The sequence below is a fragment of the Actinomadura logoneensis genome (assembly GCF_003428695.1).
Taxonomy (GTDB): domain Bacteria; phylum Actinomycetota; class Actinomycetes; order Streptosporangiales; family Streptosporangiaceae; genus Spirillospora; species Spirillospora logoneensis.
Genome location: NZ_QURH01000786.1, coordinates 1 through 4166 on the forward strand (window position 1 = coordinate 1; position 4166 = coordinate 4166).

4 protein-coding genes are annotated in these 4166 nt (G+C 76.4%); 1 reads left to right on the top strand and 3 read right to left on the bottom strand.

From position 1 onward, the window contains the following. On the bottom strand, positions 1–1276 hold a 1276-nt coding region (gene yczR / locus DZF91_RS27390), incomplete at its 3' end, for a MocR-like transcription factor YczR (RefSeq protein ID WP_147341410.1). Between the two features lie 62 nt (positions 1277–1338). Here yczR and yczE point away from each other — a divergent pair. Continuing rightward, positions 1339–1980 carry a membrane protein YczE gene (gene yczE / locus DZF91_RS27395; protein WP_235834606.1) on the top strand — a complete coding sequence of 214 codons (642 nt, stop codon included), beginning with the start codon at positions 1339–1341 and terminating at the stop codon, positions 1978–1980. Positions 1981–2053: 73 nt separating this feature from the next. Here yczE and DZF91_RS27400 read toward each other — a convergent pair whose 3' ends face one another. Together DZF91_RS27400 and DZF91_RS27405 are read right to left on the bottom strand one after the other, a co-directional pair. Further along, the gene (locus DZF91_RS27400; RefSeq protein WP_117360031.1) at positions 2054–2962 is read right to left on the bottom strand and encodes a hypothetical protein; all 909 of its coding nucleotides are present in this window, start codon (positions 2960–2962) and stop codon (positions 2054–2056) included. Continuing rightward, entirely contained in the window at positions 2959–3975 is a 1017-nt protein-coding gene (locus DZF91_RS27405) for a S66 peptidase family protein (RefSeq protein WP_235834607.1), read from the bottom strand. The genes DZF91_RS27400 and DZF91_RS27405 overlap by 4 nt, the downstream gene beginning before the upstream one ends. Positions 3976–4166 lie beyond the last annotated feature (191 nt).

Here is a 4166-nt window from a genome sequence, read left to right on the forward strand (position 1 = left end):
GCCGCGCCGCGACCGGGCCGCCCACGTCCGCCCACAGCGACATGCCGCCCGGCGGCACCCGGAACGTCCAGTCGGGCAGCCGCTCGCGCAGGGCGGCGACGAGGGCGTCGCGGCTCGCGGTCAGCGCGGCGATCCGCTCGGCGCGCACCTCGTCCGCGCGCAGCAGCAGCTCCCGGACGATGAGCTGGTCCAGGACGGGACTCGCCATGTCCATCGACTCGCGGGCGACCGCGATCCGGCGGGCGACGGGCGCGCTGGCCCGGATCCACCCGATCCGCAGCCCGCCCCACATCAGCTTGGACACCGAGCCGATGCTGATCACCCGGCCGTCCCGGTCGTGGGCGGCGACCGGGAGCGGTTCGGGCGCCGCCGGATCCAGCGCCAGGCCCGCGAACGTCTCGTCCACCACCAGCAGCGTCCCGGCGGAGCGGGCGGCGGCCACCAGCGCGGCGCGGTCGTCGTCGCCCATCAGGTGGCCGGTCGGGTTCTGGAAGTCGGGGATGAGGTAGCCGAGCCGGACGGCGGCCTGCCGCATCGCCCCGGCGACCAGCTCGATGTCCCAGCCCGCGCCGACGCCGACCGGGACCAGGCGCGCGCCGCGGCGGCGCAGCGCGTCGAGGGCGTTCGGATAGGTGGGCCGCTCGACCAGCACGCCGTCCCCCGGCGTCAGGAACATCTCCGCCAGCATGCCGAGCGCGTGCTGCGCGCCGCTGGTCACGATGATCTGGTCGGGATGGGTGGGGACGCCCCGGCCGGTGTACCCGGCGGCGACCACCTCGCGGAGCTCGGGCAGCCCGGCCGGGTCGTAGCCGGGCCCGCCGTAGTACCGGGGCAGCGCGGCGACGGCGGCGTCCACCGCCTCGGGGAAGACCGCCGGGACGGCCGGGGCCGCGCAGCCGAGGTCGACGAACCCCGCGTCGGGCTCGGGCGCGTGCGCCATCCCGTAGCGGGGCACGACGGCCCCGGACGGCGCGGGCGTCGGCAGCGCGGTCGAGCCGTCGTTCGGCAGGGTCGTCCAGCTCCCCGCGCCCTGCCGGCTCTCCACGTACCCCTCGGCGCGCAGCCGGTCGTAGGCGGCGGTCACGGTGGTGCGGCTGACGCCGAGGGCGGCGGCCAGGTCGCGTTCGGCGGGCAGCCGGGTGCGCAGGGCGAGCCGCCCGTCCTGGACCAGGCCGCGCACCGCGCGGGCGAGCCCCGCGTACAGCGGACGCTCGCGCGGGACCTCGCCCAGCAGCCGGGCCAGTTGCAGTCCACTCACGTACCGCGTGCCGTTCATGAGGGCCACTTTCCCACATTGGCCCTGTATTCACCAGGCCACTTAACCGCATATTGGCGGATATGAACGGACTGGCCTTGACTCTCCGCCGCCTCACCCAGCTCTACGTCGGGCTGGCCCTCTACGGCTTCGGCATCTCCCTCCAGGTGGCCTCGGCCCTCGGCAACGACCCGTGGGACGTGTTCCACCAGGGCCTCGCGCGCCGGTTCGGACTCTCCCTCGGCGCCTGGATCATCATCGCGGGGGCGGTGGTCATGCTCGCCTGGATCCCGCTGCGGCAGCGCCCCGGCCTCGGCACGATCAGCAACGTCCTGCTGGTGGGGCTCTTCGCCGACCTCGGCCTGTGGGCGCTGCCCCACCCGGACGGCGCCGCCCTGCGCTGGACGTACCTGCTCGCCGCGATCCTGGTGAGCGGCGTCGCCACCGGCTGCTACATCGGCGCCGGGCACGGCCCGGGCCCGCGCGACGGCCTGATGACCGGCCTGGCCGCCAAGGGCGTGCCGATCCGGGTGGCCCGCACCGGGGTCGAGCTGACCGTCCTGCTGGTGGGCTGGCTGCTCGGCGGCACGGTCGGCATCGGCACGGTCCTGTACGCCGTCCTGATCGGCCCGATCTGCCACTGGACGGTCCCGGCCCTGGCCATCAAGCTCCCCGCCCCTGCGGACCCCGCCCCCGCAGGCGACCGCGAACCGGTCGCCGCCTAGCCCGGCCCCCTGCACGGCTCCGGAGCGGAACCGGAGGCAACCGGGGCGAACGGCCCGAAGCGGGCGCGCGGTCCTACAGCGGCTCGGCGCGCTCGCTGCGGGACGCCGAGCCGACCACGGCCGCCGCGAACCCCTCGGGCAGCACGACCGTGCCGTCCTGGTAGCGCAGGTCGAGGCGGTCCATCTGCCCGGCCCGCCACCAGTACACGTGCGGGCTGAGCGAACCCGGCCCCTCCTCGTAGGCGTGCTGGGCGTGCGAGTGGAGCTCGTGCGACGCGCTCGCGGCGGCCCGGTACCGGGCCCGCGGCGACGGGTCCGACGAGCGCAGCGGGTGGACGATCACCAGGCTGCGGTTCGGGACGGTCACCAGCGCGCCGTGCGGCCCGAGGTGCAGGTACTCCTCCAGCCACGCCAGGTGCGTCGCGGTGTAGGCGGTCCAGCCCGACAGCACCGCCACCCGCACCTGGCCGAGGTCGTGCTCCTCCAGCCGGAGCGGGCCGTCCGCGCGGACGTTGGCCCGGCCCAGCATGAACAGCGCGTCGCCGGACACCGGCCAGCCCGCCGCCTCCTGGGCGGTCACCGTCCGCACGGCGGTCGGCGTGTCCACGACCACCGCCTCGATCAGCCCCGGCGCGAACGGCCGCGCCGCCAGGCCGCCGATGTCGGCCGCGCTCTGGTACAGCCGGGTGCGCAGCAGGTGCTGCGCGACGTCGAAGTCCGACAGGTCGAGCGGCTCCTCCAGCGCGGTGGTGAGCGTGGTGATGTGGTCGGACACCAGCGCGGGCCAGTCGTCGCGCGGCACCAGCCGGGCGATCTGCCGCAGGTCGCGCATCCCGACGTGCAGCCGGGTGGGGCCCTCCAGCAGCACCACGTCGCCGGCGACGGCGCGGCAGCCGTAGCCGAGGCTCTCGGCGACCAGCACCACCAGCGAGTCGAGCGTGCCGTCGGCCGCGGGGTCGTGCCGGGTGTGCCGTCCGGTCATCCGATGCCTCCGAGGAGGTGGCGGGCGCCGGTGTCCAGGACGGCCGGCGCGCCGAGTTCGAGGGTGAGCTGGCGCGGGCCGTGCCCGGCGGGCAGCCCCGCCAGCACCGGCACGCCCATCGGGGCGAGGCGGGCCGCGACCACGGCCCCGGCCTCGGCGGGGTCGCCGCAGTCGTGGAAGGACCCGAGCGCGATCCCGGCCGCGCCGTCCAGCCATCCGGACTGGAGCAGCTGGGTGAGCATCCGGTCGAGCCGGTAGGGCTCCTCGGCGACGTCCTCCAGGAAGACGATCCGCCCCGCGGCGGGGGGCGGGGCGTGCGGGGTGCCGAGCAGGGCGGTCAGCAGCGAGAGCGTGCCGCCGGTCAGCGGCCCCTCGGCGCGTCCGTCCCGGACCACCGTGGTCCCGGGCGCTTCGATCGTTCCACTTCCGAACAGCGCGGCGCGCAGGCCCGCCACGGCGCCCTCGCCGTCCTCGTCCGCTGCGGGCGCCGCGACGATCTGCGCGGCGGCCATCGGTCCGAAGGACGTGGTGACGCCGAGCCGCGCGCCGAACGCGACGTGCAGCGCGGTGATGTCGCTGGAGCCGTGCAGGATCTTCGGTTCCGGGCCGGACCCGGCGGCGAGCGCCGCCCAGTCCAGGTGGTCGAGCAGGCGGGTCGCGCCGTAGCCGCCGCGCGCGCACAGCACCGCCCGGACCGACGGGTCGCACCAGGCGTCGGTCAGGTCGGCGGCGCGGTCGGCGTCCGTCCCGGCGAGCCGGTGCCGGTCCTCCCGCACGGCGGGGCCGTGGTCGAGGTTGACGCGGTCCAGGACGTGCTTGCCGAGCACGACGTCCAGGCCGAGGCCGCGCAGGACCGCGCAGCCCGCCTCGAGGCGGTCCCGGTCCACCGGGCCGCTGGGGGCGACGACCGCCACCCGGTCCCCCGGACGGAGCTTGACATGCCTGCGGGGCCGGGAGTCAGGAATGCCGTCACGGCCCGTCCCCTCCGTCTCGCGAGCGCCCCCGCTGCTCAACCCGTTCCCTCCTCGCACCGCGATCCCTAGAGCTTGTCAGGAGATGTCCTCCGATGGAAGGGGCGCGTTGGTCACGACGTGCCAACGGTTCGCGACCGAACGCCCCGGCGCCGCCGGTCAGCCGGCCGGACCGTCCTGGGCACCGCCCCCGGCCACCGCCCCCGTGCCGCTCCCGGCGGGCGGCCCGGTCC

Excerpts from the sequence above, each read along its gene's own strand:
- yczE (WP_235834606.1), top strand. The coding sequence starts at position 1,339 with ATGAACGGACTGGCCTTGACTCTCCGCCGCCTCACCCAGCTCTACGTC.
- DZF91_RS27400 (WP_117360031.1), bottom strand. The coding sequence starts at position 2,962 with ATGACCGGACGGCACACCCGGCACGACCCCGCGGCCGACGGCACGCTC.